The sequence below is a fragment of the Fictibacillus sp. Mic-4 genome, assembly GCF_049843615.1.
In the GTDB taxonomy this organism is placed as follows: Bacteria; Bacillota; Bacilli; order Bacillales; family Fictibacillaceae; genus Fictibacillus_A; species Fictibacillus_A gelatini.
In genome coordinates, this window is sequence record NZ_JBBHZM010000003.1 from 107,833 (window position 1) to 134,709 (window position 26,877).

The 26,877-nt window shown below is 41.9% G+C and carries 27 protein-coding genes, 1 riboswitch and 1 other annotated feature; of the genes, 23 read left to right on the top strand and 4 right to left on the bottom strand.

Annotated elements, in window-relative coordinates; genetic code table 11:
* The first annotated feature begins 109 nt into the window (after positions 1-109).
* Positions 110-595, top strand: coding sequence for a dUTP diphosphatase (locus tag WD019_RS04290; RefSeq protein WP_425710754.1), 486 nt, complete (start codon positions 110-112; stop codon positions 593-595).
* On the opposite strand, the gene WD019_RS04295 is transcribed toward WD019_RS04290, so the two are convergent.
* A complete protein-coding gene (locus tag WD019_RS04295; RefSeq protein ID WP_425710755.1) occupies positions 592-1,023 on the bottom strand; it encodes a hypothetical protein in 432 nt (143 codons plus the stop codon). The genes WD019_RS04290 and WD019_RS04295 overlap by 4 nt on opposite strands.
* A gap of 209 nt (positions 1,024-1,232) precedes the next feature.
* Here WD019_RS04295 and WD019_RS04300 point away from each other — a divergent pair, with 209 nt between their 5' ends.
* Positions 1,233-2,318, top strand: a complete 1,086-nt coding sequence (locus tag WD019_RS04300) for a M42 family metallopeptidase (RefSeq protein ID WP_026676534.1) — start codon at positions 1,233-1,235, stop codon at positions 2,316-2,318.
* Positions 2,319-2,347: 29 nt separating this feature from the next.
* On the opposite strand, the gene sspI is transcribed toward WD019_RS04300, so the two are convergent.
* On the bottom strand, positions 2,348-2,554 hold the full coding sequence (gene sspI / locus WD019_RS04305; protein WP_026676533.1) for a small acid-soluble spore protein SspI: 207 nt from the start codon (positions 2,552-2,554) through the stop codon (positions 2,348-2,350).
* 99 nt (positions 2,555-2,653) lie between these two features.
* Between sspI and WD019_RS04310 the strand changes: the two genes are divergently transcribed.
* From WD019_RS04310 to WD019_RS04365, 12 genes are all read left to right on the top strand, one after another.
* Complete coding sequence (locus WD019_RS04310) at positions 2,654-3,451, top strand: TrmH family RNA methyltransferase (protein ID WP_425710802.1); 798 nt, start codon at positions 2,654-2,656, stop codon at positions 3,449-3,451.
* Positions 3,452-3,547: 96 nt separating this feature from the next.
* Positions 3,548-3,779: a binding site (T-box leader), on the top strand.
* Between the two features lie 56 nt (positions 3,780-3,835).
* On the top strand, positions 3,836-4,870 hold the full coding sequence (gene pheS / locus WD019_RS04315) for a phenylalanine--tRNA ligase subunit alpha (RefSeq protein ID WP_425710756.1): 1,035 nt from the start codon (positions 3,836-3,838) through the stop codon (positions 4,868-4,870).
* A 14-nt stretch (positions 4,871-4,884) separates the two neighbouring features.
* Complete coding sequence (gene pheT, locus WD019_RS04320; protein ID WP_026676530.1) at positions 4,885-7,308, top strand: phenylalanine--tRNA ligase subunit beta; 2,424 nt, start codon at positions 4,885-4,887, stop codon at positions 7,306-7,308.
* A 105-nt stretch (positions 7,309-7,413) separates the two neighbouring features.
* Positions 7,414-7,520: riboswitch (SAM riboswitch) on the top strand.
* Between the two features lie 134 nt (positions 7,521-7,654).
* Positions 7,655-7,801 carry a YezD family protein gene (locus WD019_RS04325; RefSeq protein ID WP_322786384.1) on the top strand — a complete coding sequence of 49 codons (147 nt, stop codon included), beginning with the start codon at positions 7,655-7,657 and terminating at the stop codon, positions 7,799-7,801.
* Positions 7,802-7,969: 168 nt separating this feature from the next.
* Positions 7,970-8,683, top strand: coding sequence for a phosphoadenylyl-sulfate reductase (locus tag WD019_RS04330; RefSeq protein ID WP_026676529.1), 714 nt, complete (start codon positions 7,970-7,972; stop codon positions 8,681-8,683).
* 16 nt (positions 8,684-8,699) lie between these two features.
* Entirely contained in the window at positions 8,700-9,779 is a 1,080-nt protein-coding gene (locus WD019_RS04335; protein WP_081412570.1) for an inorganic phosphate transporter, read from the top strand.
* Positions 9,780-9,847: 68 nt separating this feature from the next.
* Positions 9,848-10,996, top strand: coding sequence for a sulfate adenylyltransferase (gene sat / locus WD019_RS04340; protein ID WP_425710757.1), 1,149 nt, complete (start codon positions 9,848-9,850; stop codon positions 10,994-10,996).
* A gap of 20 nt (positions 10,997-11,016) precedes the next feature.
* Positions 11,017-11,628, top strand: coding sequence for an adenylyl-sulfate kinase (gene cysC / locus WD019_RS04345; protein ID WP_425710758.1), 612 nt, complete (start codon positions 11,017-11,019; stop codon positions 11,626-11,628).
* Between the two features lie 2 nt (positions 11,629-11,630).
* On the top strand, positions 11,631-13,262 hold the full coding sequence (locus WD019_RS04350; RefSeq protein WP_425710759.1) for a nitrite/sulfite reductase: 1,632 nt from the start codon (positions 11,631-11,633) through the stop codon (positions 13,260-13,262).
* A gap of 14 nt (positions 13,263-13,276) precedes the next feature.
* On the top strand, positions 13,277-13,486 hold the full coding sequence (locus tag WD019_RS04355) for a DUF3906 family protein (protein WP_026676524.1): 210 nt from the start codon (positions 13,277-13,279) through the stop codon (positions 13,484-13,486).
* A 37-nt stretch (positions 13,487-13,523) separates the two neighbouring features.
* A complete protein-coding gene (cobA, locus tag WD019_RS04360) occupies positions 13,524-14,309 on the top strand; it encodes a uroporphyrinogen-III C-methyltransferase (RefSeq protein WP_425710760.1) in 786 nt (261 codons plus the stop codon).
* A 26-nt stretch (positions 14,310-14,335) separates the two neighbouring features.
* The gene (locus WD019_RS04365; RefSeq protein WP_425710761.1) at positions 14,336-15,118 is read left to right on the top strand and encodes a sirohydrochlorin chelatase; all 783 of its coding nucleotides are present in this window, start codon (positions 14,336-14,338) and stop codon (positions 15,116-15,118) included.
* Positions 15,119-15,157: 39 nt separating this feature from the next.
* Here WD019_RS04365 and rnhC read toward each other — a convergent pair whose 3' ends face one another.
* Complete coding sequence (gene rnhC, locus WD019_RS04370) at positions 15,158-16,102, bottom strand: ribonuclease HIII (RefSeq protein ID WP_425710762.1); 945 nt, start codon at positions 16,100-16,102, stop codon at positions 15,158-15,160.
* 159 nt (positions 16,103-16,261) lie between these two features.
* Here rnhC and zapA point away from each other — a divergent pair, with 159 nt between their 5' ends.
* The 4 genes from zapA (at position 16,262) to WD019_RS04390 (ending at position 21,241) form a co-directional block, all read left to right on the top strand.
* On the top strand, positions 16,262-16,525 hold the full coding sequence (gene zapA, locus WD019_RS04375; RefSeq protein WP_026676519.1) for a cell division protein ZapA: 264 nt from the start codon (positions 16,262-16,264) through the stop codon (positions 16,523-16,525).
* Positions 16,526-17,065 carry a CvpA family protein gene (locus tag WD019_RS04380; protein WP_026676518.1) on the top strand — a complete coding sequence of 180 codons (540 nt, stop codon included), beginning with the start codon at positions 16,526-16,528 and terminating at the stop codon, positions 17,063-17,065.
* A gap of 70 nt (positions 17,066-17,135) precedes the next feature.
* Positions 17,136-18,851, top strand: coding sequence for a DNA polymerase/3'-5' exonuclease PolX (gene polX, locus WD019_RS04385; RefSeq protein ID WP_425710763.1), 1,716 nt, complete (start codon positions 17,136-17,138; stop codon positions 18,849-18,851).
* A 29-nt stretch (positions 18,852-18,880) separates the two neighbouring features.
* The gene (locus tag WD019_RS04390) at positions 18,881-21,241 is read left to right on the top strand and encodes an endonuclease MutS2 (RefSeq protein WP_026676516.1); all 2,361 of its coding nucleotides are present in this window, start codon (positions 18,881-18,883) and stop codon (positions 21,239-21,241) included.
* Positions 21,242-21,378: 137 nt separating this feature from the next.
* On the opposite strand, the gene WD019_RS04395 is transcribed toward WD019_RS04390, so the two are convergent.
* Positions 21,379-21,540 carry a DUF6254 family protein gene (locus WD019_RS04395; protein WP_169729196.1) on the bottom strand — a complete coding sequence of 54 codons (162 nt, stop codon included), beginning with the start codon at positions 21,538-21,540 and terminating at the stop codon, positions 21,379-21,381.
* A gap of 197 nt (positions 21,541-21,737) precedes the next feature.
* Between WD019_RS04395 and WD019_RS04400 the strand changes: the two genes are divergently transcribed.
* The 5 genes from WD019_RS04400 to WD019_RS04420 all read left to right on the top strand — a co-directional run bounded on the left by WD019_RS04400 (position 21,738) and on the right by WD019_RS04420 (position 26,833).
* Positions 21,738-23,420, top strand: a complete 1,683-nt coding sequence (locus WD019_RS04400; RefSeq protein ID WP_425710764.1) for an AMP-binding protein — start codon at positions 21,738-21,740, stop codon at positions 23,418-23,420.
* Positions 23,421-23,598: 178 nt separating this feature from the next.
* Positions 23,599-24,195: a TetR/AcrR family transcriptional regulator gene (locus tag WD019_RS04405; RefSeq protein WP_026676514.1), complete on the top strand. Its 597-nt coding sequence runs from the start codon at positions 23,599-23,601 to the stop codon at positions 24,193-24,195.
* A gap of 43 nt (positions 24,196-24,238) precedes the next feature.
* Positions 24,239-25,012: an enoyl-CoA hydratase gene (locus WD019_RS04410; protein WP_425710765.1), complete on the top strand. Its 774-nt coding sequence runs from the start codon at positions 24,239-24,241 to the stop codon at positions 25,010-25,012.
* A gap of 31 nt (positions 25,013-25,043) precedes the next feature.
* Positions 25,044-25,814, top strand: a complete 771-nt coding sequence (locus WD019_RS04415; protein ID WP_425710766.1) for an electron transfer flavoprotein subunit beta/FixA family protein — start codon at positions 25,044-25,046, stop codon at positions 25,812-25,814.
* 41 nt (positions 25,815-25,855) lie between these two features.
* Positions 25,856-26,833 carry an electron transfer flavoprotein subunit alpha/FixB family protein gene (locus WD019_RS04420; protein ID WP_425710767.1) on the top strand — a complete coding sequence of 326 codons (978 nt, stop codon included), beginning with the start codon at positions 25,856-25,858 and terminating at the stop codon, positions 26,831-26,833.
* Positions 26,834-26,877: the final 44 nt, after the last annotated feature.

Consider the following 26,877-nt stretch of genomic DNA (forward strand, 5'->3'; position numbering starts at 1 on the left):
CGGCAGATAGCCGGCTTTTTCTTTTGGAAAAAAGCTTCTGTTTGACATATGAAAGGAAGTAATGTATTTTTTCCATGAAGCAAAAAATGAAAATATAGAAGGTGAATCCATGGGATTTGATAAATTGTTCGAACTGCAAAAAAGGCTGAACGAACGGATTGTTCGCGAGCATCATCTGGAAGAACGGTTTTTATTTGAAGAACGAATTTTAGCTTTACTAGTAGAGCTCGGAGAACTGGCGAATGAGACACGCTGTTTTAAATATTGGAGCTTAAAACCTCCTTCCAAACGCGAAATCATCCTTGAAGAATATGTGGATGGATTGCATTTTATCCTATCGGTTGGACTCGATTTAGGAATAGATTCTTATAATGGCTCTGTACATTACAGTAATGAAAGGCTAGTTCAACAGTTTTTGTCCATTTATGAAATCATTCAAAAGCTGCGGTTGTCTAAGGAAACCGCTCATTTTGAGCAACTGTTTTCAGAGTATCTTGGGCTTGGAAAATTACTTGGTTTTTCTTCAGAGGAAATTGTCGATGCATATTATAGAAAAAACGAAATTAACCATATTCGGCAGGACAAAGGATATTAAACTTGATCTGTTGAAATCAATCGTTCCTGTAAATTGTAAATTTCTTTTTCGTGTTTGACAAATCGGCTTTCAAGAAATTTGACTTCTTTATCAAGCTTCGAATGAATACTTGCAAGTTGGCTATTTACGTTATTTTCAAGAGAATCAATGCGACCGTGAAGTTCTTTTTCAACCTGGTCAAAATGATTGTCAACCTCGTCAAAGCGTTTATCAATAGCTGTAAAACGCTTGTCAACCTCGTCAAAGCGTTTATCAATAGCTGTAAAACGCTTGTCAACCTCGTCGAAACGTTTATCAATAGCTGTAAAACGCTTGTCAACTTCTGCAAAACGCTTGTCCATCCGTTTGTCCATTTCTTCAAGAAGTTTCTTGTTGTTTTCTTCCAACGCTAATTTCATGGCCTCCATAATTTCTTTTAAATACTCCATTTTATAGCCTCCTTTCTACAATGGAACCGGCTGCTACTGCTGGTTCTATTTTTTATTTTAATTCATGCAGCGTAAAATAGTAAAGTTGTTAACATGCGATATGATTCATGGTCATGATATACTAAACTTGAGCAAAATTCATATTGCTCTGATAGTTTTTTGGACATACTACTTATCTATACATAACAAATGTGAAAGGAGAAAATCCAATGGCAAAGTTAGATGAAACATTGACGTTATTGAAAGATTTGACCGATGCAAAAGGGATTGCCGGGAACGAACGCGAGCCCCGTGAAGTGATGAAGCGATATGTTGAGCCTTATGCCGAGGAAGTGGTGACCGACAATCTTGGCAGCTTGATTGCCAAAAAAACAGGGGACGGAAGCGGTCCTAAAGTTATGCTCGCCGGCCATTTAGACGAAGTCGGTTTCATGGTATCGCAAATTACCGATAAAGGATTCCTCCGCTTCCAACCGGTTGGTGGCTGGTGGGGGCAAGTCATGCTCGCGCAACGAGTAACGGTAGTGACGAAAAACGGAGAAATTCCAGGTGTCATCGGTTCTAAGCCGCCGCACATTTTATCGCCTGAAGCGCGAAAGAAACCGTTTGAAATTAAAGATATGTTTATTGACATTGGAGCAACGAGCAAAGATGAAGCGCTTGAATTCGGTGTTCGGCCAGGAGACATGATTGTCCCTTATTGTGAATTTACCGTTATGAAAAATGAAAAATTTTTACTGGCTAAAGCCTTTGATAACCGTGTCGGTTGTGCCATTGTCGTTGACGTCCTTCGCCGGCTCAAAGAAGAAAAGCACGCGAATACCGTATATGGGGTAGCTACCGTTCAAGAAGAAGTCGGCTTGCGCGGAGCAAAAACAGCTGCCAACTATATCGAACCAGACATTGCGATTGCTATTGATACGGGCATTCCTGGCGATACTCCGGGAGTAACTGAAAAGGAAGCGCTATCCAAATTAGGAGATGGGCCGCAAATTATTTTATACGATGCATCCATGGTTTCCCACAAAGGGCTGCGTGATTTTGTCATTGCAACAGCAGAAGAATTGAACATTCCATATCAATTGGATACTACTCCAGGCGGTGGAACAGATGCAGGAAACATTCATTTAACAGGTACAGGCGTTCCGACCCTTGCCATGAGCGTGGCAACCCGTTATCTTCATACGAATGCCTCGATCATCCACCGTGATGACTATGAAAACAGCGTAAAATTAATCGTCGAAGTGATAAAACGTCTCAATGCCGAAAAAGTAAAAGAAATTAAATTCAGTTAAGTAAAAATCCCGGGAGAGATCCCGGGATTTTACTTTAATCCATTTGACAACGTATCGAGCATTTCATCTTTTTTTGTTTCATTGGAATTATTCCAAATGACCTCAAATAATACACCAAGGCCAGGAAGCATTTTTTCTTCGCCGCTTTGAATCGCTTCAACAATTGTACTTTCAAGTTCTTGTTTGTTATTACCCGAAACATTTGCCAGAATGGCCTTTCGTAAATCGATATTCATAGTCGTCACCTCTACGTGAAGATAATCAGTACTTCTCTAGTATGTACTTATACTTTATTTTTCATTAACAGTGAATGGATTATGCATGGCGAAAAAGATATAATAAGAAAAGATTTGAAGGTGGAGGGAATTATGAAACGAATTGAGTCAGAACAAAATGCATCGGTAAAACAATGGAAAAAGCTATATACAAAAAAAGAACGTGAAAAAACGCGTACATATTTAATTGAAGGACCCCATTTAATTGAAGAGGCGATCAAACATGATGTACCGGTCATTCATTTGATTGTGGAAGAGAGTTTCGAACTTCCAGGTACCTGGGATGCTTACGCGTTAAATACGTGGGTCGTTACTAGAAAAATTATGAAGGGCTTGAGCGACACGGAACATCCGCAAGGTATATTAGCCGTTTGTGAAATGCCGGACGAAGAAGAAACGTTGGAACCGAAAGGACGTTTTCTTTTAGTGGACGGCGTTCAAGATCCAGGGAATTTAGGCACCATTATTCGTACAGCTGACAGTGCGGGTCTTAATGGAGTCATTCTTGGCGAAGGAACGGTCGATCTTTATAACAGTAAAGTTCTCCGGGCGACTCAAGGATCATTGTTTCACCTGCCTGTTATAAAAGGTCATTTATCAAAATGGATTTCTTCATTTAAAGAAGAGGGTGTCCCTGTTTATATAACTGCATTAAAAGGAGCGACTTCCATGAGAGAAGTGGCTTCACCGGAACAGTTTGCCCTTGTCATCGGAAATGAAGGCAGCGGTGTCCGCTCGGAAATTATGAAAGAAGCAGATGAGCTGGTTGCCATACCAATATACGGTCAGGCGGAATCTCTTAATGTTTCGGTTGCAACTGGAATACTGCTATATGAATTACAGCGGAATCGAAAATAAATCGGCATGTTTTTTTAGATAAAGAATACTATAGATGTCAAAATTTATTTGCTTCAATGACTGGATTTAGATATAATAAAAAACAGTTAAATAGGGAATAAAGCGTTGAAGGAGAATAGTAAATAACCCCTCGCCAATCAGGGAGGAAATGCCGTGACTGAAAGCGTTTCTTTGGCTCGAGCTTATTGAATTCACTCCGGAGCTGTCGCCTGAACTTTTCGCATGGCCTGAAAAAGTAGGGTGGACCGGCAAATCTGTCGTTATAGAAATGAAGTGAACAATAATGAATTGTTAATTTGGGTGGTACCGCGAAATCCTCGTCCCTTGTTTGGACGGGGTTTTTTATTTTTATAAAGAAATTGTGTTTCAAAGGAGGAACATGTTATGAAGGATCGATTGCAGGCATTAAAAGAAGAGGCATGCTTAAAAATCGAGCAAACAGAAGACTTGAAAGAATTGCAAAACATTCGAGTCGCGTACCTTGGAAAAAAGGGACCGATTACTGAAGTGCTAAAAGGGATGGGGAGACTTTCGAGCGAAGAGCGACCTATCATCGGCGCTTTTGCCAACGAAGTTCGTGATGCTATAACTGCCGCCCTTGATCAGAAGCAAGAGGAACTTGGAAAACTTGAAATTGAAAAAAAATTAAAAGCAGAATCGATTGATGTAACGCTTCCGGGCCGCCCGGTGAACAAAGGAAATAGCCATCCGCTCACAGCTGTCATTGATGAAATCGAAGATCTATTCTTAAGTATGGGCTTTACCGTTGCAGAAGGGCCAGAAGTAGAAACCGATTATTACAATTTCGAAGCGCTAAATTTGCCAAAGGGGCATCCGGCACGCGACATGCAAGATTCTTTCTTTATCACGGAAGATCTTTTATTGCGTACGCAAACGTCGCCAGTGCAGGCGAGAACAATGGAAAAGCATGAAGGAAAAGGTCCTGTTAAAATTATATCGCCGGGCAAAGTATACCGCCGTGATAATGATGATGCGACGCACTCCCACCAGTTCATGCAAATTGAAGGGCTCGTCGTAGATAAAAATATCCGGTTAAGCGACCTTAAAGGAGTGCTTACGGCGTTTGCGAAAAAAATGTTCGGTGAAGAGCGGAAAATCCGACTCCGGCCAAGTTTCTTCCCATTTACGGAACCTTCCGTCGAAATGGATATATCTTGTTTTAAATGCGGCGGAAAAGGTTGCTCGATCTGCAAGCAGACCGGTTGGATTGAAATACTCGGAGCGGGCATGGTTCACCCGAACGTTTTAGAGATGGCAGGATTTGATTCGAAAAAATATACCGGATTCGCTTTCGGAATGGGGCCTGAACGGATTGCGATGTTAAAGTACGGCATTGATGATATCCGTCATTTTTATACGAACGACATCCGTTTCTTAAAACAATTCAAAAAGGCTTAAATGGAGGGGAGCACATGTTAGTCTCATATAATTGGTTAAAAGAATTTGTGAAAATTGATATTTCTGCTCATGAATTAGCGGAGAAAATAACGAAGAGCGGCATTGAAGTAGAAATAGTAGAGTCATTAAATAAAGGAGTGTCCGGGGTTGTCGTTGGTTCCGTTCTAGAATGCGTCCAGCATCCGAATGCAGATAAGCTCAGGGTTTGCCAGGTCGACATCGGTGAAGAAGCACCGGTGCAAATCGTTTGCGGCGCGCCAAACGTTGCGGCAGGTCAAAAGGTGGCAGTTGCAAAAGTCGGGGCTGTGCTTCCAGGAAACTTCAAAATTAAAAAAGCGAAACTTCGCGGCGAGGAATCGAACGGCATGATCTGTTCTTTAGAAGAGCTCGGGGTAGAAACGAAGCTCGTTCCAAAAGAATATACGGATGGAATTTTCATTATGCCGGGTGATGCTGAAGTTGGAGTAGATGCGCTTGAACTTTTGAATCTAACGGATTTTGTTCTTGAACTTGGCCTGACACCGAACCGGGCAGATTGTTTAAACATGATTGGTGTAGCCTATGAAGTGGCCGCCATTTTAAACGAGGAAGTAAAGATTGCGGACATTGAAATTACGCCGACAGCCGAAAAGGCATCCGATTATATTTCCGTTCAAATCGAATCAGAGGAAGACAATCCGTACTATGGGGCGATGATCATTAAAAACGTCCATATCGAACCATCCCCGTTATGGATGCAAAACCGTTTAATGGCTGCAGGAATCAGGCCGATTAATAATGTCGTTGATATTACCAATTACGTTTTGCTTGAGTACGGCCAGCCACTTCATGCTTTTGATTATGACCGTCTTGGTTCGAAGGAAATTGTCGTTCGTCGTGCTAAACAAAATGAAGAGATTGTTACATTGGATGATGTGAAACGACAATTAAACGAAAATCATCTCGTTATTACAAACGGTAAAGAGCCCGTCGCTGTAGCCGGAGTAATGGGAGGGGCAACATCGGAAGTTCAGCAAGATACAACGACGATTCTTTTGGAAGCGGCCTATTTTAATAGCCAACGTGTTCGTGCCGCTTCAAAAGACCTTGGTCTTCGTAGCGAGTCCAGCACCCGTTTTGAAAAAGGAATTGACCGTAACCGCGTGTATGATGCCGCTCGCCGGGCCGCATCTTTAATGGCGGCCTATGCCGGCGGAGAGGTTGTCAGCGGGATTGTTGAAGCGGGAAGCCGCATCGTTGAGGAAATCAACGTAAGCGTAACACAAACGAGGATCAACGGACTGCTTGGCACGAACATTTCCCTTGATGAAATCGGTGAAAAGTTAAGCCGCCTTAAGCTTCCATACGAACAGAGTGGTGAAACGTTCACAGTAACGGTCCCGACCAGACGACCTGATATTACGATTGATGCGGATCTTGTGGAAGAAGTCGGGCGAATCTATGGCTACGATCGTATTCCGGCCACTTATCCGTTAAGTGAAGCAAGGCCGGGCGGATTGACACCATTTCAAGAGAAACGAAGAAAGGTTCGTCGTTATTTAGAAGGAGCGGGGCTTTACCAGGCTGTCACGTATTCTTTGACAACCCCGGAAAAAGCAAAAAGTTTCTCTTTTAAGAAGGAAGATGTTTATCCGATTTCGGTTGCGCATCCGATGAGCGAAGATCGGAGTACATTGCGTTTGTCCCTCATTCCACAGCTGCTTGAAGTGATTTTATACAATCAAAATCGGGCGCTTGAAGACATCGGCTTTTATGAAATTGGCTCTGTTTTTGTGAATAAAGAGCAAGAGCTGGTTAATTTGCCTGAGGAAAGAGTTTATCTTGCCGGTGCTTTATCGGGAATGTGGAACGAACACCCGTGGCAGGGGGAAAAGAAAAAGGTCGACTTTTTTGTTGCTAAAGGCATACTCGAAGGACTGTTTGCCGAACTTGGCCTTAGCACCCGGATTAGTTTCGAGAGTGGGGACGTCAGCGGAATGCACCCGGGAAGAACAGCTATTATTAAACTCGATAGCATTAAGATTGGATTAGTGGGCCAAATTCACCCGGCAACACAAAAGGAATGGGACATTAACGAAACATATGTGTTCGAGCTCGATTTAGGAAAACTGTTAGAAGCCGAAGTAGAACCGACTGTTTATTCCACATTGCCGCGCTATCCTTCGGTAACGCGCGATATTGCCTTAGTGATTGATGAAGACCTTCCGGCGGGTGACTTATATACGGTCATTCAGGAAGCCGGCGGAAATCTTTTAAAAGAAGTGAATTTGTTCGATCTATATCAGGGAGAGCGGATGGAACAAGGAAAGAAATCGCTCGCGTTTTCATTAAAATATTTCGACCCTGAACGGACGTTGACGGACGAAGAAGTTCTAAAAGCACATGAAAACGTATTGAAGAGCCTTGAAGAACGTTTCGGCGCTACATTGCGTAAATAAGGAAAAGTGTGACGAAAAGTCACACTTTTTTATTTTGAAAAATAAATCCGATAGAAATACTTGACTTTCTATTTTGAACAAATTAAAATGTTAAACAACAAACCAAACTTATCAAGAGCGGCAAAGGGAACTGGCCCGATGATGCCCGGCAACCTGCAGATTATGTAAGGTGCCAATTCCAGCAAAATGGTTGCCATTTTGAAAGATAAGGGAAATAGATTTTGCCTTAGCCTTTCCGGAATGGGAGGTTTTTCTTTTTTTTAACGAAGTTTTCGGTTCGATGAAATAGCTTATTCTTTGCGGTTTAAATAAAGCAATTCGAATAGATCGATTGGGAGGAATGGGCATGGGGAGCAAACAAGAGCATACAGAAACCATTTTTGAGCGAATTAAAGAGATGTTGGAGACGATGAAATTTGGCTCCATTACACTTGTCGTTCAGGATGGCAAAGTCATTCAATTGGAGCGAAGTGAAAAAGTAAGAATTAAATAATGTTGCGCTGACTAGACAAACTAGAGGCGGTTTTAACCTAATTGATTTAAAGGCGAAAAGTCTAATGTGGGAACTAAACAATTTGATGCATATAGGCTTGGAAGACCACCGGATCCTATTAGGTTAAGATCGCCTTTTTTGTTTAAAAAACAAAGGGGAGAGAGCACAGTGAAAAAGCAATTAACGTATGATACTTGGAGCGGAGAACAACTTAAAATTCCGTTTGAAGATGATACAAAAGGGGCGATCGAAGTTCTTCAATGGGCGTATGACGAATACGGGAAATCAATCGTTTATGCGTGTAGTCTCGGAGCCGAAGGGATGGTTCTTATTGATTTAATTTCAAAAGTGAAGGATGATGCAAAAGTTGTTTTTCTCGATACGAATGTCCATTTTAAAGAAACGTATGAGTTGATTGATAAGGTGAAAAAGAAATATCCAAAGTTGAATTTTGTTGTTGTAGAGCCAGAAATCACACTTGATGAGCAAGCGCTTCAGTATGGGGAAGAGCTCTGGAAGACCAATCCGAATCAATGTTGCCATTTGCGAAAAGTAATTCCGCTGCAAAAAGCGCTCGAGGGCAGTACAGCATGGATCACCGGATTGCGCAGAGACCAATCACCGACAAGAAGCAAAACGGAATTTATTAATAAAGACGAAAAGTTTAAATCCATCAAAGTTTGTCCATTAATCCATTGGACATGGAAAGATGTGTGGAGATACATCTATAAACATGATCTTCCATACAATCCATTGCATGATCAAGGATATCCGAGCATCGGATGTGAAAAATGCACGCTCCCAACGAATGATGCAACAAATTTACGTGCCGGAAGATGGGCATCTCTAGAAAAGACGGAATGTGGGCTGCATCAGACGTAAACAGGAGAGATAAACGATGATCGTAACGTATATAGCTTTTGCGGTAGGTTTCTTTTTTGCGATGAATATAGGGGCAAGTGGGGCAGCTGCGTCAATGGGGATCGCATATGGAGCGGGTGCCGTCCGGCGAAAAACCATCGCCCTTTTGATTTGCGGAGGGGGCATTTTCCTTGGGGCGGCAATTGGCGGGGGAGAAGTTGTCAAAACCATCGGATCGGGAATTGTTCCATCATCTTTATTAACGGTCAAAATCGTTGTCATTATACTTGCATCAGCGGCGGTATCTCTGTTTTTTGCCAATGTGATTGGGATCCCATTATCAACGAGTGAAATTACGGTTGGATCTGTAGTGGGAGTTGGAATTGCGTACAAAGCTTTATACCTGACCAATTTAGTAACGGTTATGTTTTTCTGGCTGTTTATCCCCGTTGTCGCTTTTTTGCTCGCATTCGGTGCATCAAAATTAATTAGCAAGATTGAGAAAACGTATCCGGTGATGAAAGCAAAACAACCGAAACGCTGGCTCGCTGTTTTGCTTATTGGTGCCGGCTTTCTTGAAGCATTTTCGGCTGGAATGAATAATGTAGCTAATGCAGTGGGCCCTCTAGTTGGTGCCGGATTGTTGTCCGTATCCGCAGGAACATTAGTTGGCGGGTTATTTGTTAGTTTAGGAGCGGTTTTTTTTGGCGGCAAAGTGCTTGAGACGAATGGAAAACGGATAACTCGGTTTTCCCTTTTAGAAGGATGCGCCATTTCCGGAACGGGAGGGATATTGGTCATTATCGCCTCTATTTTTGGTTTACCGGTTCCGCTAACACAGGTCACGACATCAGCGATCATCGGTCTCGGAACGGCGCAGAACGGATTTTACTTATGGCAAAAAAGCATTATTAACCAAATGATGAAAGTTTGGATCGTGTCACCTGTATTTTCACTTGTCATCTCATATGCGATGGTAAAGGTGTTCCTGGATAGTGATTTTTACACGTTTATCGTAATTGCCAGCGTGTTTTTGGCAACAATCGGATCTATTAGTCTTTTAAAAACGATTCGAAAAGAAAAACGTACATTTCATGAAGAAGGAGGTGGCATTTGATTCGTATTGCAAGCGACGATAAAAGATTAATAGCAAGTCTCAAACATAAACAAACGGAGGGAAAATAAATGAGTTTAATTGATCCGCATGGAGGTACATTAATTAATCGCTGGAACCCCGGGTATTCCTATGAAAAAATTGAAAAGGAAATTGAGTTAGACCAAATGGCGCTTAGCGATTTAGAGTTGATTGCGATCGGTGCCTATAGTCCATTGAAAGGATTTTTGAAAAAAGAAGATTATGAAGCAGTCGTACACGAAATGCATCTTACTAGCGGCGAGCCGTGGACGATTCCGATCACTCTTCCGGTTGAAAAAGAAAAGTCAAAACAGTTATCCGAAGGAGATGTTGCAAAGCTCGTCAAGGACGGAAACGTTTATGGCGTCATTGAAATTGAGTCCATCTATGAACCGGATAAGATTGTCGAAGCTGAAAATATTTTCCGAACCTCGGAAGTGGCTCATCCCGGTGTGAAAAAGTTATTTGAACGGCCAGAAGTTTATATAGGTGGCCCAATTACGCTCGTTCGCCGCCCGGAAAAAGCGCGGTTTAACGAGTATTATCTTGATCCGGTTGAAACGCGTGAACAGTTTGAAGAACGTGGCTGGAAGACCGTCGTTGGCTTCCAAACGAGAAATCCGGTTCATCGCGCACATGAATACATTCAAAAATCGGCGCTCGAAATCGTCGATGGATTATTTTTAAACCCGCTTGTCGGCGAAACAAAATCTGACGATATTCCGGCAGACGTACGGATGGAAAGCTATCAAGTGCTGCTTAAAAACTACTATCCGAAAGATCGTGTATTTCTTGCTGTTTTTCCGGCAGCTATGCGCTATGCCGGTCCTAGAGAAGCCATTTTCCATGCGCTCGTCCGCAAAAACTTTGGCTGTACACACTTTATTGTCGGCCGTGACCATGCGGGTGTTGGAAATTATTATGGTACTTATGATTCACAAAAAATCTTCAGCCATTTTACGAAAGAAGAACTTGGAATAACTCCACTGTTTTTCGAACATAGCTTTTATTGTACAAAATGCGAAAATATGGCTTCGACGAAAACGTGCCCGCATGATAAAGAACATCATGTTATTCTTTCAGGAACAAAAGTTAGAGAATTGCTAAGAAACGGTGAAATGCCGCCGAAAACATTCAGCCGGCCTGAAGTGGTCGAAGTGCTAATTAAAGGATTAAAGCAGGGTACGGTAACAACGTAAACAGGCAAAGGAGATTTAACATGACGAAAAGTTTAAATATCACCTGGCATGAAGCAACGATTAAACGGGAAGACAGGCAAAGATTAAACAATCACTTAAGTAATGTCATCTGGTTCACCGGGCTTTCCGGTTCGGGGAAATCAACGATAGCCAATTTTGTAGAAAGGAAGCTTCATGAGATCGGCGTAAGAAGTTACGTGCTTGATGGAGACAATATTCGTTTTGGATTGAATAAAGATCTCGGATTTTCAGATGAAGACCGGAAAGAAAATATCCGCCGCATCGGCGAAGTGGCGAAATTGTTTGTCGACAGCGGCCAGATGGTCTTAACTGCCTTTATCTCTCCTTTTCTTGAGGATCGGGACAATGTTCGAAAATTGTTTGATCAAGGTGACTTTATCGAAGTCTATGTAAAATGTCCATTAAACGAATGTGAAAACCGAGATCCGAAAGGGTTGTATAAAAAAGCGAGGAATGGAGAAATCCGTGAGTTTACCGGAATTAGTTCTCCATATGAGGAGCCATTGAACCCGGAAATTGTTATTGAGACAGATCAATACTCGATTGAAGAGTGTGCAGACAAAGTGATTGCTTACTTAATAGAAAAAGGAAGAATTAAAGGAGGGCTGTGAGGATGTCTTATGTGAAGACATGGGCTACCAATGAAAAATTGAATAAAACAGAACTGAAAAAATTAGAAAAAGACGGATTGAAAATTTTTGAAGACATCCCGGCCTATGCAAAAAACGGATTTGATTCTATCCCGAAAGAAGAGTGGGACTTATTTAAATGGGCTGGCCTTTACCTCCAACGGCCGAAAGAAGCCGGTTACTTTATGATGCGCGTTAAAGTGCCTTCCGGTGTATTAAACTATGAACAAATAAAGGCGCTTGCCGGAATTAGCAAAGACTACGGCAGAAGCATATTTGACATAACGACACGCCAGGCGATTCAGTTTCACTGGCTAACGATCGAACAAATTCCGGATATTCTTGAGCGGCTACAAAAGGTTGGATTGTCAACCGCTGGAGCCTGTGGAGACATTACAAGGAATATTATCGGAAATCCGCTTGCGGGGATCGACCGGGATGAATTATTTGATACGACACCGGTCGTCAAGGAAGTGTTCGACTATTTTGAACGAAACGAAGATTTCTCAAATTTGCCGCGGAAGTATAAAATCTCCATCAGTGCAAGCATTCATAACGCGGGCCATGCGGAAATTAACGACGTTGCATTCGTCCCTGCAATAAAAGAACTTAATGGAGAAATTGTGAAAGGATTTCATGTGAAAGTTGGAGGGGGATTATCGGCTGCCCCGCATTTAGCGCAAACGATTGATGTCTTTGTGAAAAAAGAGCGGGTAAAAGATGTCGCCATCGGGATAACGACGATTTTCCGCGACTTTGGCTATCGTGAAAAACGTCACCGCGCCCGGCTGAAATTCCTTGTTGCTGATTGGGGAGTAGAAAAATTTAAAGAAAAGCTGCTTGAATATACCGGGCCTCTTCCAGAAAAAGGCGAGGAACAGACGAAGGATTGGAATGCGGGGTATTTTTACGGAGTTCATCCGCAAAAGCAAGAAGGGTTGAATTATATTGGCTTTAACGTCCCTGTCGGACGGCTCGATGCAGATGAAGTGTTCGAGATCGCGGAAATTTCGAAAAAATACGGCAATGGGGAAATCCGTACATGTAATTCGCAAAATTTCATCATCCCGAATGTTCCAAACGAAAATGTAGAAGCTTTGTTAAATGAAAAGATTTTTGAACGGATCACGATCAACCCGCCGAAATTTACCGCCTATTCGGTATCATGTACAGGGATAGAATTTTGCAACCTGGCACTTGTTGAAACGAAAGAGAAAATGCGCAGAGTTGCAGAATATTTGGATAAACATGTAGCCATTGACGTACCGGTCAGAATCCATATGACAGGATGCCCGAATTCGTGCGGCCAGCGGCAAATTGCCGACATTGGCGTTCAGGGAATTAAAATGAAATCAAAAGATAAAGGAATGGTTGAAGCCTTTGAAATTTATGTCGGCGGGACGTTGCATGATGGCGGCAAATTTAACGAAAAGCTAAAAGGGAAAGTTGAAAGCAGCCATTTGGAGCCAGTGCTGAAAGATTTGTTAACATATGTGGCGGCTACAAAACTGCCAGGTGAATCCTTTTACGATTACGTTAATCGTGTCGGCATCGCCCCGCTGCAAACGGAATTAGATCATATATTAGGGAACGTTGTTGAGTCTGTTTCATACTAAAGGTGGGGAGCCGGATGAACTTGTATCGATTCGAAGTCGTTTTTAAAACGGGGAGCGCAAACGTTGTCATTGCCGCCGAAAACGACGAATCAGCTTTTTCCCAGGTCGAAGTGGAATTAGAAAAACATTTTTTGAAAGTGCCGGAAGTCAAGGAGATTTCGTTATATGAAAAAAAGAAAATAAAAGAAGCAACGGGATTTGTTTTTTCTCTAGAACCCGTTTAAAACGAAATCATTCTGTCGCGAGAGGGGAGATCATGGAATGGGGAAGGTATATCTTGTCGGGGCGGGACCCGGCGATCCTGAACTGATTACGGTAAAGGGATTGAAATGTATTCAAGAAGCGGACGTTATTTTATATGATCGTCTCGTCAATAAGGACTTGTTAAAATATGCGAAAGAAAATGCAGATTTAATTTATTGCGGCAAGCTGCCAAACTATCATATGTTAAAACAAGAAACGATCAATCATTTCCTTGTCAAGCATGCAAAGCAAGGGAAAGTCGTCACCCGGTTAAAAGGTGGAGACCCTTTCGTATTCGGAAGAGGAGGCGAGGAAGCAGAAGTGCTGGCAAGGAACGGATTAGAGTTTGAGATTGTTCCAGGGATCACTTCAGGCATTGCCGCCCCCGCTTATGCTGGTATACCTGTTACCCACCGCGAGTTCAGTTCAACGTTTGCATTCGTTACTGGTCATCGCCGGAAAGGGAAGGAAGATGATCTTCGTTGGGAAAGTTTGGCGAAAGGGATTGATACGTTAGCCATCTATATGGGGATAAGCAATTTGCCTTATATTTGCAAGCAGCTGACGAAACATGGCCGTTCACCTGAAACACCAGTTGCGCTAGTCCATTGGGGAACAACCGAAGACCAGCAAACGGTTATTGGAAATCTAAACACGATTGTTGACCTGGCTAACCGTCATCGTATTCAAAATCCGAGTATGATCGTTGTTGGGGAAGTTGTGAAGCTTCGCGAAAAGCTAAAGTGGTTTGAACGAAAATTGGCATCAAGGGCAGCAGACATTCCATATGTCCAGGCGTATTGAAGCGTAGGTAATGAAGAGGGAGAGTGATGGGTGTGCAAGCTATATTGTATATTTGCCATGGAAGCCGGGTCAAAGAGGGGATCATTCAGGCCACTGGCTTCATCAATAAGGCGAAAAAGAAAATGGACTGCCCGATCCAGGAAATTTGCTTTCTTGAATTGGCTGAACCTACAATTGAAGAAGGTATTAAGCGCTGCATCCATCAAGGAGCGACAAAAATTGCGGTCGTTCCCATTCTTCTGCTTACTGCGACACATGCCAAAGAGGATATACCAGGTGAAATTGAAAAAGCGATGAATAAATATCCTGATGTTCAATTTTCGTACGGGCGTCCGTTCGGAGTTCATTCAAAAATAATAGACGTATTAATGGAACGAGTAAAAAGTCAAAAGGCGAAAATCGATGACGATGCAATGGTCCTCCTTGTCGGAAGAGGGAGCAGTGATCCTGACGTACGGCGGGATTTAAACAAAATTGCGAATGCACTTTATGGAAAATTCCACTTCCAAAAAGTGGAAACGTGTTTTTTGGCCGCAGCCGAACCGACATTTGAACAAGGGCTAAAGCGGGCGCAGGAAACCGGACATCGGCAAGTATTCGTTCTCCCATACTTGCTTTTTACCGGCATCTTAATGAAAAGTATCGAAAAAAAGCTGAAAAAGCTTTCCACGCCAGAACAAGAATTTATTCTTTGCGATTATTTAGGATATCACCCTCATTTGCAGGAAGTGTTATATGAGCGGGTCAGAGAATTGGTTCAAGATGCGGTGACGGAAAATGATACACGTGAGGCATTATGTGTCATCTGAAAAAGCAATGGTTTCAACATTGAAACCATTGCTTTTTTCTTACCATCGTTTTCCTGATGCTAGAGCTTCTGCCTTTTTTGTGTTTGCAAAATGAAGCTTTGCGATTTCTCTTAATTTTTCCTTTCCAAATTTACGGATGAGTTCGGCCGCCTTCACATCCACTTGTGCACCTGCCCCTTTAGGAATCGTCATACCAAGGCTATCGCCGATTTTGTCCATTTCTTTAATAAAGGAGTAGCGGGCCAGAATAGAGGCGGCAGCTACAGAAAGGTGCAGTGATTCCGCTTTTGTAGCAAAGTAAATCTTTTCTTTTACCTGCTCTTTTTCTCTTGCAATATGATTGAAATAGATTGCCGGTTCGCAAAACTGGTCGACGAGAATTCCGTCCAACGGTTTACCTTCTAACTTTTGCATCACATTTAAAAGCGCTTTATTATGTAAGACAGCTTTCATTTTCCCCTGGCTCATCCCTTTTTCTTGAAGCGAATTGTATTTTTCGTTTCTTAAAACGAGCAAACTGTATGGAATGGTATGTAAAAGATCTTTAGCGATCGAAACAATTTGTTTATCGATTAAATGTTTAGAATCCTTGACGCCAAGTTCCCGGAGCAATTCCATTTGCTCTTTTTTTACATAGGCTGCGACTACCGTAATCGGGCCGAAATAATCCCCCGTTCCGACTTCGTCGCTTCCAATGATGGACAATTCTTCAATGTTTTCCGGAGGTGCGAATAAATGTGCGGTCTTTATTACAGCTTTTTTCTGTTCAGCTGGTAAAGCGGCATTCTCCCACCTGTAAGCTTCGTCTAGAGCCGTTTTTCCTTGAAACAAAACTTTTCCGGATTTATATGCGGTTATCGTGCATCCAGGAGGTTTTGCGACAAATATGCTGCCGGGAGGGGTAGCCGGTTGAAGGCAGGAACGATAATGTTCTTTCATTTTTTCAATGGTTATGGCAGACAATTTCAATACGCTATTTGACATGTTTATAGTCCTTTCAAAAAATTTAATGAATGATCAACAAATATTTTCATAACTTCGTTGTTTCTGATAAGATATAGGTTAGAGTTTTCTACATCGCTGTAGTAAAATAGTCCAACAAATACGTTATAAATCGATCCGGGTTGAATAGGAGGTAGTTTCGTGGCGGAAGAAAAGAAAAAGACACGGACCACAGTAGATATTTATGGTCAGACGTATACAATTGTAGGTACCGAGACTTCCAGCCACATTCGTTCTGTCGCTGCGATGGTTGACCGAAAGATGAGAGAAATACAAAGCTTCAATTCATATCTCGATACAAAGCAGCTCGCTGTATTAACAGCGGTTAATATAATGAACGAATACTTAAAGAGTAAAGAAGAGCTGGAGAAATTGCAAGAAAAGATAAAGGATGAGGATACGTAAATGCTTAGTTTAATTATAATCGTACTATTAATTATAGGTTTTTTCGTCGGGTTAAAACGCGGGTTAATCATGCAAGTTTTTCATCTTACGAGTTTTATTATTGCTTTTTTTATTGCTTATCACTTTTATGATAACATTGCTCCGCAAATCAAGCTGCTTGTTCCATACCCGTCTGTTTCAAGCGACAGTTCCATGGCGTTAATTTTAAAAAGCGTTGAAACAGAAAAAATGTACTATAACGCGATTAGTTTTGCCATTTTATTCTTTGGCACGAAAATCATTTTGCGCATTGTCGCTTCCATGCTTACATTTCTCGCCGACTTGCCGATTTTACGGACAGTCAATCGATGGCTTGGTGGTTTACTGGGATTTGTCGAAGTGTATTTAGTGTTGTTTATTCTATTGAGCATCGCTTCCCTTATTCAAACAGGACAAGTGCAGCATTATTATGAGAGTTCGTCTGTAGCCCAGGCGATGGTCAATCATACCCCTTATTTTTCCGATACAGTAAAAGAGCTATGGTCTAATCATTCGGGCTAAAACTTCTCCCCGCCGGAGAAGTTTTTTTCAAATAACGAAACGCATCGAATTAAAAGCAGGTGACTTTTTTATGGTGAATAAAAAGCAAGTCGTTAAAACATTAGAGCTAATCGCGATTTACCTTGAAATAAAAGGAGAAAATTCTTTTAAAACGTCGGCTTACCGGAGGGCTGCTCAAAGTTTGGAATCGGATGACCGAAGCCTGGAGCAAATCGGGGACCCGGCCGCACTCAAAGGGATTGGGAAAGGGACGGCAAGCGTTATTGTTGAAATGATGGCCACCGGAAAATCGTCGTTGTTAGAAGAATTGCAAGAAGAACTTCCATCCGGTTTATTGCAGTTATTAAACGTCCCTGGACTTGGCGGAAAAAAGATCGCAAAGCTTTATCAAGAGCTTGGCATAACTGACATTGAGTCTTTAAAAGTGGCATGTCAAGAAGAACGAGTGAGGGGCCTTGCCGGATTTGGGGCAAAAACGGAAGAGAAAATTTTGGCGTCACTAGAGGGGATTGGGAAGCGGCCGGAGCGGCTGCCAATCGCCTATATGCTTCCAATCGCAAAAAAAATTGAAGAGCAATTGGAAACCTTTGATCATATCGAGCGGTTTTCGAGAGCGGGAAGTTTGCGCCGCTCACGTGAAACGATTAAAGACCTGGACTTCATTATCTCAACTTTGGCTCCAGCTTCCGTCAAAGAACAGCTTTTAAAGCTTGAAGGCATTAAAGAAGTCATTGCAAAAGGAGATACAAAGGTTTCCCTTCAACTGGATTATGACTATCCGGTATCTGTCGATTTTCGAATTGTCACGCCCGAGCAGTTTGCCACTACTCTTCATCATTTTACCGGATCGGCTGAACATAATGTAAAGATGCGGCAATTGGCAAAAGAACGAAATGAGAAAATTAGCGAGTATGGAGTGGAAAATACAGAGACTGGCGAAGTGACAACATTTGCCAATGAGTCGTCGTTTTACCGCCATTTTGGGCTCGAATGGATCCCGCCGGAAGTGCGTGAAGGAGAAGAAGAAATTGAGCTGTTTCAAAAAGCCCGGCGGCTCATTACGCTTGATGACATTAAAGGCGATCTTCATATGCACTCCACTTGGAGCGACGGGGCAAATACTATTGAAGAAATGGCAGAAGCAGCAAGAAAGAGGGGCTATTCGTACATTGCCATTACGGATCATTCCCACTATTTGAAAGTTGCAAACGGGCTTTCGCCAGAGAGAATCCGGATGCAGAGAAAGGAAATTGAACGTTTAAATAAAAAATATAATGACTTTACGATTTTAGCAGGAGTGGAAATGGATATACTGCCGGATGGAACGCTCGACTATGACGATGAGCTGCTGGAGGAAATGGATCTTGTCATTGCCTCGATCCATTCTGCTTTTTCACAAGATCGAAAGACGATCATGAAACGGATGAAACAAGCGCTTGAAAACCATCATGTCGACATTATCGCCCATCCGACCGGGCGCCTCATTGGCAGAAGAGAAGGCTATGACATCGATGTAGAAATGCTCATTGAACTCGCGGCCGAAACAAATACCGCATTGGAATTAAATGCGAATCCAAACCGGCTAGATCTAAGTGCTAAGTGGCTGAAGCTTGCCCAGGAAAAAGGGATGAAGCTCACGATAAACACAGACGCCCATTATAAAGAAACGATGGAACATATGGAGGTCGGTGTATCCTCAGCAAGAAGAGGGTACATCCGTCCTGAAAGTGTGTTAAATACGATGAACTTAAAGGAACTTAAAGCGTTTTTACATCGCCATGATTGACAAGCGCTTTACCTTGAGGGGGAATTATTTTGCAAGAACGTATTTTTCGAGTACTTGAATATACAAAGATTATTGAACAATTAAAAAAACATGCCAGCTCATCACTCGGGGTGCAGCAAATTGAAAACTTAAAGCCGTCGACCAGGCTTGATGAAGTGAAACATTGGCAAAATAGCACGGATGAAGGAGCAAAAGTCATTCGCCTGAAAGGACAGGCGCCGCTTGGCGGAATTCGGGATATTCGCGCATCGATAAAGCGAGCCCAGATTGGCGGGATGCTAAGTACGGAAGAGCTGCTCGAAATTTCGACAACAGTATACGGTGGCCGCCGGTTTAAACGGTTTATCGAGAACATGGTTGAAGATGAAATTGAACTGCCCATATTGGACGCGCTTGCCAGCCAGATTGAACCGTGTACAGAGCTCGAGCAAGAAATTAAAGCGTGCATTGATGACAACGGCCATGTTCTTGACAGCGCAAGTCCTGAACTAAGAACGATTCGCCAGCAGCTTCGAACATATGAATCACGTGTACGGGAAAAGCTTGAGAGCATTGTCAGATCGTCAAGTTACCAGAAAATGCTCTCAGACGCGATCATTACGATTCGCAATGATCGGTTCGTTATTCCGGTGAAACAAGAATACCGTGGGAATTTTGGCGGCATGGTTCATGATCAGTCCGCTTCAGGAGCAACCCTTTTTATTGAACCCCAGGCTGTTGTTGCTATCAACAATCAATTGAAAGAAGCAAAAGCAAAAGAAGCGCGGGAAATCGAGAAAATTTTAAAAGAACTTTCAGGAAAAGTCGGGGAAGCCGCTGATGTTCTTGATCAAAATATTACAGTTCTCGCAGAGATTGATTTTATATTTGCAAAAGCGCTTTACGCAAAAGAACTGAAAGCTTCTAAGCCGATCATGAATGATAAAGATTATATCCGCTTAAAAAGAGCCAGGCATCCGCTAATTGACCAAAAAGTTGTCGTTCCGATTGATGTTGAACTTGGAAACCAGTTTCAATCGTTGATCATTACGGGTCCGAATACCGGGGGGAAAACCGTTACATTAAAAACGATCGGCTTGCTTTCGCTAATGGCCCAATCCGGTTTGCATATCCCTGCCGATGAAGAATCGGAAATGGCTGTATTTGAAGCAATTTATGCGGACATCGGAGATGAGCAGTCCATTGAACAATCGTTAAGTACGTTTTCTTCCCATATGGTCAATATTGTCGACATTTTAAAAACGGTCAATCATAAAAGTCTTGTTTTATTTGACGAGCTTGGCGCAGGAACCGATCCGCAAGAGGGTGCGGCTTTGGCCATTTCGATCCTCGATAATGTAAGGAGCCGCGGGGCGAGAATAATAGCTACAACCCATTATAGTGAATTAAAGGCTTACGCTTATAATCGCGAAGGTGTCATCAATGCAAGCGTAGAGTTTGATGTGGAAACATTACGTCCGACCTACCGGCTTTTAATTGGTGTACCGGGACGAAGCAATGCGTTTGAGATTTCTCGCAGGCTTGGTTTAGATCCAAAGATAATTGATATGGCAAAAGCGCAAATTAGCGATGAAGAAAACCAGATCGATAATATGATTCGTTCCCTTGAAGATAATCAGAAATTGGCCGAGAAAGAAATGGAAGAGGCCCGGAAAATTCGCGAGGAAGCAGAACAATTGAAAGCCGACCTTGAAGCTGAGATGGAGAAATTTAATAACGAGCGGGATCGCTTGCTGCAAGAAGCGGAAATACGAGCGGAAGAAGCAGTGGCCAACGCAAAGAAAACGGCTGAGGAAGTCATATCAGAATTAAGGGAATATCAGAAGAATTTCGGAAATGTAAAAGAACACCGATTGATTGATGCGAAAAAACGGCTCGAGGACGCCGCACCGGGACTTCGGAAAACAAAGAAAAAAAAGGCGGCTGTCCCATCTCAAAACGTTGATTTTAAACCTGGTGATGAAGTGAAGGTCCTAAGTTTTGGACAAAAGGGCCATATTATCGAGAAAGTCAATGATAATGAATACCAGGTGCAAATCGGCATTTTGAAAATGAACGTTTCGAAAAATGATTTGGAGTTCATTAAACAGCCCAAGCAAAAACAAGAGCCTCGTTCTTTTGTGAAAGTTCAGGGAAATGAAGGGACGGTTCGTCCAGAACTTGATTTGCGTGGAAAACGGTATGAGGATGCGATGCTCGAAGTCGATAAATATTTGGATGAGGCAATGCTGGCTGGTTATCCGCAAGTATCGATTATTCACGGTAAGGGAACAGGTGCCCTAAGAAGCGGTGTGCAAAACTTATTAAAATCCCACCCGAATGTGAAATCGATGCGGATGGGTGCTGCAACGGAAGGCGGAAGCGGCATTACTGTTGTCGTTTTAAAGTAAAGGCAAAGTAATGGGGAGAGTATTATGGAAACATTATGGAAAGTGCTATTTGTTGTGAGCGGAATCTTTATTTTGTCTGGAATAATATACATGGTCTTTTTTGCATAAAAAGCTGTTGGGATATCCCAACAGCTTTATTAATATTCAATTTCGTCGACATCTTTCGGTTGAATGGTAGGCTTGTTTTCGGTCAATTCGTTCGACAATTCTTCAAACGATTTTACTTTTCCATGTGTCGGGTGCATTCGCTGTTTTTGTCCTTTAAACGCTGCTACACGTCTTGCTTTAGAGTGAGCCATTATAATCCCCCCTTCAACATTAGTTTGATAAAACGTAAAACAAATATACTGGCAAAATAAAGCGAAAGATGTAAAAAAAATGACCCTATTTATTCAAATTTTTAAAAAAGTATATAAAATTGAATCCGTTTTCATTATAATAGAATGTAGAAGAGAAAATTTGAAGGAAAGGCGTGAATCAAAGGAGGAGACATCCGATGGAAAGAAGATGGTTAAACCATTATCCGAAAGAGATTCCAGGTCAACTTGACTATAAGGAGAAACCTTTATTCACGTACTTGCAAGAGGCGGCCGAAGAAAAACCAGACAACGTCGCCATCTATTTTTACGGTAAAGAAATAACGTTTAAACAAGTTTACGAAAGTGCGCTTCGCTTTTCAAATGCGATTTTATCATTGGGCTTAGAGCGCGGTGACCGTGTAGCGATTATGCTTCCTAACACGCCACAAGCGGTAATTGCCTATTATGGGACATTAATGGCCGGGGGAACAGTAGTTCAAACCAATCCGTTATATACAGAAAGAGAATTGGAGCATCAGCTGAATGACAGCGGGGCGAAGTTCATAGTCTGTCTGGACTTGCTTTTTTCAAGAGTCATTTCTGTAAAAGAACATTCAAAACTCGAGCATATCATTGTTACTGGGATTAAAGATTACTTGCCATTTCCGAAAAATTGGCTGTACCCGATCGTTCAAAAAAGGCAGAACCCGATGATTGTAAACATTTCATACAACGGCTTTATTCATTCATTTATGGAATTGCTTAATCAATCTTCGAAAGAATTTGTACCGGTTTCCGTCAATCCGAAAGAAGATCTTGCATTATTGCAATATACAGGAGGGACAACTGGACCGGCTAAAGGGGTTATGCTCACCCATTCCAATTTAGTGGTAAACGCAAAACAATGCCAGTCATGGATATATAACGTAAAAGAAGGCGAAGAAACAGTTCTTGCTGCATTGCCTTTTTTTCACGTTTATGGAATGACAGTCGTCATGAATTTGGCCATTATGCTGAAGTCAAAAATGCTTATCGTTCCCCATTTTAAAGCAAAAGAAGTTCTGCAGCTTATTCATAAGCACAAACCGACGTTGTTTCCGGGGGCTCCAACGATGTACATCGCCTTGTTAAATCATCCCGACATTAAGAAATATAATTTGACATCGATTAAAGCTTGCATTAGCGGATCTGCACCTTTGCCGATCGAAGTACAGGAAAAGTTTCAATCGATCATATCAGGAAAGCTAGTCGAAGGATACGGTTTAACAGAAGCTTCGCCGGTTACTCACGCCAATTTAGTCTATGGCCGTCAAGTGAAAGGAAGCATTGGATTGCCATGGCCTGATACAGAAGCTGCCATCCTATTGGAAAACGGCGAATTTGCGGAGCCGGGCGAAGTGGGCGAATTGGCTGTAAAAGGTCCGCAAGTGATGAAAGGGTATTGGAACAAGCCGGAAGAAACGGCTGCCGTTTTCCGTGACAATTGGCTATTGACAGGCGATATGGGATATATGGATGAAAATGGGTATTTTTACATTGTTGATCGGAAAAAAGATATTATTATCGCAGGTGGTTTTAATATATACCCGCGTGAAATTGAAGAAGTTTTATATGAGCATGAAGCGGTAAAAGAAGCTGTGGTTGCCGGCGTTCCCGATCCATATCGCGGGGAAACGGTTAAAGCTTATATTGTTTTAAAAGAAAATGCTAGATGTACAGAGGACGAATTAAATCAATATTGCAGAGAGCATTTAGCCGCTTTCAAAGTTCCCCGGGTTTATGAATTTAGAGATGAACTTCCGAAGACGATGGTTGGCAAAATTCTTCGCCGCGCGCTTATCGAAGAGGAGAAAAATAAATTAAAGCAAGAAACAAGGTAAAGGTGCGGATAACCGGGATCGGCAATTTGCCGATTCCGGTAAACCTACGTCCAATGCCTTACTTCCAAACAAGCTGCAAAAGCAAATCGTTCTCAATTGACAGAAAAGGGGGATTTATTTTACAATTAAAGTATGAATGAACAATCATTCATTTTATGAACCAAGTGAGGAGATTCAATTGAAACGTAAAGGTCCGAAATATGAAAAAATTATTGATGCGGCAGTTAGTGTGATCGCAGAAAATGGTTATCACCAATCTCAAGTGTCAAAAATCGCTAAAAAGGCACAAGTAGCAGATGGGACGATCTATCTTTATTTTAAAAATAAAGAAGATTTGCTCGTGCAAGTTTTTAATGAGAAAATGGGCAGCTTTATTGAAAAATCAAGAAAGCAATTAGAGGAAAAATCAACTGCCAAAGAGAAATTGTTAACACTCATACAATTGCATTTTAAATTATTAAATAACGATAAAGAACTTTCAATTGTCACACAATTGGAGCTGCGTCAAACAAATCGGACATTAAGGGCTAAAATTGGTGAAGTATTAAAACAATACTTAACCTTAATTGACAACATTTTAAAAGAGGGCATAGAAAAAGGTGAATTTACGAAAGATTTAGATTACCGCCTTGCCCGGCAAATGATATTTGGAACCATTGATGAAACAGCAACGAACTGGGTCATGAATGAACATCACTACGATTTACCATCACTTGCAAAGCCCGTACATCAAATGTTGATTAACGGGTTAAGCAATGGTGCTTTAAAGCAATAATTGCACCAATAGATACCATAAATGGAAGGAAGGAGAGCTTAGAGTGGAATTTTTGCAAGTTCAAAAAGAAAATCATATCGCTGTTGTCCAGCTTAATCGTCCACCGGCAAATGCCCTTTCATCACAGCTTTTGAAAGAGCTTTCCATCGTGTTTGATGAGTTGGAAAATGACAGTGAAGTTAAAGTAATTCTTTTACGAGGAGAAGGAAGATTTTTCTCAGCGGGAGCTGATATCAAAGAGTTTACAACTGTAAAAGATGAATCTGGGTTCGCTAAACTCGGGGAATTCGGTCAACAGTTATTTAACAAAATTGAAAATTTCCCTAAACTCGTTATTGCAGCGATTCACGGGGCAGCGCTTGGCGGAGGATTGGAACTTGCGATGGCTTGCCATATCCGGGTTGTTTCAGAAGATGCAAAGCTTGGATTGCCGGAACTTACGCTTGGTCTTATTCCTGGATTTGCTGGAACGCAACGTCTGCCTCGTTATGTCGGCACGGCGAAAGCTTGTGAAATGCTTGTAACAAGTGAACCGCTGACGGGAAAAGAAGCTGTAAAGTGGGGGCTTGCAACTCGAGCTTATCCTGAAACGGAACTTTTTGAAAATGCTTACAAGTTGGCAGAAAAAGGCGCCCAAAAGAGTGCGCTTTCTGTAAAATATGTACTCGAACTTCTTCAATATGCGGATCGCGCCGAATTTGAGGAAGGAATGAAAAAGGAAGCAGAATATTTTGGTAAAGTGTTCGTCTCAAATGATGGACAAGAAGGCATTAAAGCCTTTATCGAAAAACGAAAGCCACAATTTAAAGATCAATAAGTAACTAAACAATTTAAATGGAGGGGTAGAAATGAACATTTTTGTCATCTTAAAACGCACGTTCGATACAGAGGAAAAAATTTCAATCACCAATGGGAAAATTTCAGAAGACAGCGCTGAATTTATTATTAATCCATATGATGAATATGCTGTGGAAGAAGCAATTGTACTACGTGATCAACACGGCGGAGAAGTTACAGTTGTTACTGTTGGCTCAGAAGAAGCTGAAAAAGAACTTCGCACCGCGCTTGCGATGGGGGCGGATAAAGCGGTTTTAATTTCGAATGAAGATCTCGATAGCCAGGATCAATTTACAACCTCTTCTATATTGGCAACGTATTTTAAAGAGCAAGAATTTGATTTAATTCTTGGTGGAAATGTAGCGATTGATAACGGAACAGGACAAGTAGGGCCTCGTCTTGCCGAGCTTCTTAATATCCCATATGTGACGACCATTACATCAATTAAAATCGATGGTTCAACTGTATCGATTGATCGTGATGTAGAAGGAGATGTGGAAAAAATTGAAACCTCCCTACCTCTTCTTGTAACGGCACAACAAGGTTTAAATGAACCAAGATACCCTTCATTGCCTGGAATTATGAAGGCGAAAAAGAAACCACTTGAGACGCTGGAACTTGACGACCTTGATATTGATGAGGACGATGTAGAAGCTAAAACTAAAACGGTTGAAGTATTCTTGCCTCCGAAAAAGGACGCCGGAAAAATTTTAAGCGGAGAAATCGCCAGCCAGGTGAAAGAACTTGTTTCCTTGCTTCGTACGGAAGCGAAAGTTATTTAATGTAGACAAAAAAGAAAAGTTGATTAAGGAGGAAATCATCCATGGGGAAAAAAGTACTTGTTCTTGCAGAAGTTCGTGACGGTGAACTAAGAAACGTGTCCTATGAAGCGATTCGAGCAGCAAAGGAAATTGCTTCAGATGGAGAAATAGTAGCCGCTATTGTTGGTGCCGGAGTTCAATCTCTAGCCGAACCGCTTATTCATTACGGGGCGGACCGCGTTTTAGTTGCTGAAGACGAAAAATTGAAAAACTACACATCGGATGGCTATTTTCAGGCACTTCTTCAAATTGTTGATGCTGAAAAACCTGAAGGAATCGTGTTCGGCCATACTGCACTTGGTAAAGATTTATCGCCAAGATTGGCGGCAAGGCTTCAGGCTGGCCTCGTATCAGATATTACGTCGCTTGAAAAAGTCGGCGAAAATGTTGTATTTACACGTCCGATTTATTCTGGTAAAGCGTTTGAGAAAAAGACAATCACTGACGGCATTGTGTTTGTTACTGTACGTCCAAATAATATTCAACCTCTTGAAAAAGATGAAAATCGTTCGGGGGAAGTTACGTCATTTTCAGTTGAAATTAAAGATTTGCGTACAATCGTAAAAGAAGTCGTTCGTAAAGCATCGACTGGTGTTGATTTATCGGAAGCGAAAATTATCGTATCCGGCGGTCGCGGTGTGAAATCGGCGGATGGCTTCAAACCGCTGCAGGAATTAGCTGATGTTTTAGGTGCGGCAGTGGGTGCTTCGCGCGGAGCGTGCGATGCCAATTATTGCGACTATTCGTTACAAATCGGTCAAACTGGAAAAGTTGTTACACCGGATCTTTATATTGCTTGCGGTATTTCAGGCGCGATTCAGCATCTTGCCGGCATGTCCAATTCAAAAGTGATTGTAGCGATTAATAAAGATCCTGAAGCGAGCATTTTCCAGGTTGCGGACTATGGAATTGTCGGAGATTTGTTCGAAGTTGTTCCGTTGCTTACAGAGGAATTCAAGAAAGTATTAGTTAAATCCTAAATGACACTGGCTCAATCTAACCGATTGAGCCAATTGTTTTTCTA

Coding starts and splice junctions, on each gene's coding strand:
- pheS (WP_425710756.1), top strand. CDS start 3,836: ATGAAGGATCGATTGCAGGCATTAAAAGAAGAGGCATGCTTAAAAATC.
- WD019_RS04420 (WP_425710767.1), top strand. CDS start 25,856: ATGGGGAAAAAAGTACTTGTTCTTGCAGAAGTTCGTGACGGTGAACTA.
- polX (WP_425710763.1), top strand. CDS start 17,136: ATGGTGAATAAAAAGCAAGTCGTTAAAACATTAGAGCTAATCGCGATT.
- cysC (WP_425710758.1), top strand. CDS start 11,017: ATGACGAAAAGTTTAAATATCACCTGGCATGAAGCAACGATTAAACGG.
- WD019_RS04350 (WP_425710759.1), top strand. CDS start 11,631: ATGTCTTATGTGAAGACATGGGCTACCAATGAAAAATTGAATAAAACA.
- pheT (WP_026676530.1), top strand. CDS start 4,885: ATGTTAGTCTCATATAATTGGTTAAAAGAATTTGTGAAAATTGATATT.
- WD019_RS04415 (WP_425710766.1), top strand. CDS start 25,044: ATGAACATTTTTGTCATCTTAAAACGCACGTTCGATACAGAGGAAAAA.
- WD019_RS04365 (WP_425710761.1), top strand. CDS start 14,336: ATGGGTGTGCAAGCTATATTGTATATTTGCCATGGAAGCCGGGTCAAA.
- cobA (WP_425710760.1), top strand. CDS start 13,524: ATGGGGAAGGTATATCTTGTCGGGGCGGGACCCGGCGATCCTGAACTG.
- sspI (WP_026676533.1), bottom strand. CDS start 2,554: ATGAATATCGATTTACGAAAGGCCATTCTGGCAAATGTTTCGGGTAAT.
- WD019_RS04400 (WP_425710764.1), top strand. CDS start 21,738: ATGGAAAGAAGATGGTTAAACCATTATCCGAAAGAGATTCCAGGTCAA.
- WD019_RS04300 (WP_026676534.1), top strand. CDS start 1,233: ATGGCAAAGTTAGATGAAACATTGACGTTATTGAAAGATTTGACCGAT.
- WD019_RS04290 (WP_425710754.1), top strand. CDS start 110: ATGGGATTTGATAAATTGTTCGAACTGCAAAAAAGGCTGAACGAACGG.
- sat (WP_425710757.1), top strand. CDS start 9,848: ATGAGTTTAATTGATCCGCATGGAGGTACATTAATTAATCGCTGGAAC.
- WD019_RS04335 (WP_081412570.1), top strand. CDS start 8,700: ATGATCGTAACGTATATAGCTTTTGCGGTAGGTTTCTTTTTTGCGATG.
- rnhC (WP_425710762.1), bottom strand. CDS start 16,102: ATGTCAAATAGCGTATTGAAATTGTCTGCCATAACCATTGAAAAAATG.
- WD019_RS04355 (WP_026676524.1), top strand. CDS start 13,277: ATGAACTTGTATCGATTCGAAGTCGTTTTTAAAACGGGGAGCGCAAAC.
- WD019_RS04325 (WP_322786384.1), top strand. CDS start 7,655: ATGGGGAGCAAACAAGAGCATACAGAAACCATTTTTGAGCGAATTAAA.
- WD019_RS04295 (WP_425710755.1), bottom strand. CDS start 1,023: ATGGAGTATTTAAAAGAAATTATGGAGGCCATGAAATTAGCGTTGGAA.
- WD019_RS04395 (WP_169729196.1), bottom strand. CDS start 21,540: ATGGCTCACTCTAAAGCAAGACGTGTAGCAGCGTTTAAAGGACAAAAA.
- WD019_RS04380 (WP_026676518.1), top strand. CDS start 16,526: ATGCTTAGTTTAATTATAATCGTACTATTAATTATAGGTTTTTTCGTC.